The organism is Pseudoalteromonas sp. TB41 (assembly GCF_000497975.1).
GTDB lineage: Bacteria > Pseudomonadota > Gammaproteobacteria > Enterobacterales > Alteromonadaceae > Pseudoalteromonas > Pseudoalteromonas tetraodonis.
The window spans coordinates 1-2,801 of the sequence record NZ_AUTH01000008.1 but is presented as its reverse complement, the minus strand read 5'-3'; the positions used below and the strand labels follow the sequence as shown (position 1 = coordinate 2,801).

Annotated in this window: 2 protein-coding genes; both read right to left on the bottom strand. The window is 39.4% G+C overall.

Going from position 1 to position 2,801, the window contains the following annotated elements:
* Window positions 1-219: 219 nt before the first annotated feature.
* On the bottom strand, window positions 220-1,257 hold the full coding sequence (locus tag L641_RS0101710; RefSeq protein WP_024600855.1) for an IS110 family transposase: 1,038 nt from the start codon (window positions 1,255-1,257) through the stop codon (window positions 220-222).
* A gap of 427 nt (window positions 1,258-1,684) precedes the next feature.
* Complete coding sequence (locus L641_RS0101705; protein WP_024600855.1) at window positions 1,685-2,722, bottom strand: IS110 family transposase; 1,038 nt, start codon at window positions 2,720-2,722, stop codon at window positions 1,685-1,687.
* Window positions 2,723-2,801: the final 79 nt, after the last annotated feature.

Below are 2,801 nucleotides of genomic sequence, written 5' to 3'. Positions count from 1 at the left end.
CTTATATGGACTCCCCGTTTTTTGTCAACGAAGTATTTATTAAATAAAGATTAGATGCTGGCTTATATACGGACTCTATTTGGGGAGCTACCCCTGGTCACTTTAATGTATTCGCCCCTTTATGACTTTTCTCGGTGGCGGTATTTTATACCTAGGCACGGAACAGTCTCTTAAAGGTCAGTCTTACCCTGATTTTAAACGCTCTTTGTTGACAAAAATTTAAGCCGTTAATAACGTTGGCTGATAACATTCGTTTTTCTTTAGCATTGCAAATGCGGTTCTGATTGTTTTATTAGCCAATGCTATCGCTGCCACTTTTTTACCACGCCTTGCAATTAACTTTTTAAGCCATTCGTCTTTTTCTGTACGGCTCGCTCTTTTTACAACATGTGTGACAACAGCTAGTGCACCTTGATATAACGTGCTACGTAACTTTTTATTTGCCGATGTTCTTGAAATTGAGCCAATTCTTTCTTTGCCACCAGAGCTATGCTGAACTGGCGTTAAACCAGCGCAGGCTGATGCTTCCCGCCCATTTTTAAAGTGTTCTATACAACTAAAGTAAACTTTCAACATCATTGAACCTACAGGCCCAACACCTTCCAGTTTTTGAAGTCGCTCGCATACCTCATCATTTTTGATTTCTTCTTCAATGAGCTTTTCTAGCTCTCTAATTTCTTTCATAACACTTTTGAATTGTTCATTCATTATTTTTAGAGACGCTCTAAATGCCATAGGTACATCTAAATTTGTATCTTCGAGCAGACTTTCCACTGCATCAATCAACTTATTATCTGATTTAGCTATTGGGATACCAAGTTCCAACAAGCAACCTCGTTGCAGATTCCCCAAGGCTACTTTTTGCTTTACAAAGTGCTCTCTCATTGCTGACATGGCTTGTAAGCACTGCTCATTTATGCTTAATAATCTACTCGGTTTAACTGTTGGTTGTTGAGCTGCAATACCAATAGCTAAAGCATCATTCGCATCCGTTTTTTGGCCTTGTCTAAATGCTTTTACAACCCGTGCAGACATTGGCTTAACTGTATGGCCTGCCTCTTTCGCTTTTCTTGCCCAATAATGCGTGCCACCACATGACTCCATCGCCACTAATGACTGCTTTTCTGACGCCAATAATTGAAGTAGCTTTTGTCGCGATACTTCTTTGTTGTATATAACCTGTCGATCTTGACCTATTTTACAAACTTGATAATTATTTTTTGCTAAATCAATCGCAATAACGTTAAGATTCATCATGTATGGACTCCTTTAGTAAAAGTTTTGTCACTTATTACGTTACCCCTCGATGGGAGGGGAGTCCATACATCTCGGTGGTAAATAGTGTTTTAATTTTTTTCACCACAGAGAACACCGAGGCGCTTCGCGCTACACCGAGTAATACTTTACTGAACGCTGACAGCTACCTGTTTTTATTTTTAATCACTTCCTCTGTGCACTCTGTGACCTTATATGGACTCCCCGTTTTTTGTCAACGAAGTATTTATTAAATAAAGATTAGATGCTGGCTTATATACGGACTCTATTTGGGGAGCTACCCCTGGTCACTTTAATGTATTCGCCCCTTTATGACTTTTCTCGGTGGCGGTATTTTATACCTAGGCACGGAACAGTCTCTTAAAGGTCAGTCTTACCCTGATTTTAAACGCTCTTTGTTGACAAAAATTTAAGCCGTTAATAACGTTGGCTGATAACATTCGTTTTTCTTTAGCATTGCAAATGCGGTTCTGATTGTTTTATTAGCCAATGCTATCGCTGCCACTTTTTTACCACGCCTTGCAATTAACTTTTTAAGCCATTCGTCTTTTTCTGTACGGCTCGCTCTTTTTACAACATGTGTGACAACAGCTAGTGCACCTTGATATAACGTGCTACGTAACTTTTTATTTGCCGATGTTCTTGAAATTGAGCCAATTCTTTCTTTGCCACCAGAGCTATGCTGAACTGGCGTTAAACCAGCGCAGGCTGATGCTTCCCGCCCATTTTTAAAGTGTTCTATACAACTAAAGTAAACTTTCAACATCATTGAACCTACAGGCCCAACACCTTCCAGTTTTTGAAGTCGCTCGCATACCTCATCATTTTTGATTTCTTCTTCAATGAGCTTTTCTAGCTCTCTAATTTCTTTCATAACACTTTTGAATTGTTCATTCATTATTTTTAGAGACGCTCTAAATGCCATAGGTACATCTAAATTTGTATCTTCGAGCAGACTTTCCACTGCATCAATCAACTTATTATCTGATTTAGCTATTGGGATACCAAGTTCCAACAAGCAACCTCGTTGCAGATTCCCCAAGGCTACTTTTTGCTTTACAAAGTGCTCTCTCATTGCTGACATGGCTTGTAAGCACTGCTCATTTATGCTTAATAATCTACTCGGTTTAACTGTTGGTTGTTGAGCTGCAATACCAATAGCTAAAGCATCATTCGCATCCGTTTTTTGGCCTTGTCTAAATGCTTTTACAACCCGTGCAGACATTGGCTTAACTGTATGGCCTGCCTCTTTCGCTTTTCTTGCCCAATAATGCGTGCCACCACATGACTCCATCGCCACTAATGACTGCTTTTCTGACGCCAATAATTGAAGTAGCTTTTGTCGCGATACTTCTTTGTTGTATATAACCTGTCGATCTTGACCTATTTTACAAACTTGATAATTATTTTTTGCTAAATCAATCGCAATAACGTTAAGATTCATCATGTATGGACTCCTTTAGTAAAAGTTTTGTCACTTATTACGTTACCCCTCGATGGGAGGGGAGTCCATACATCTCGGTGGT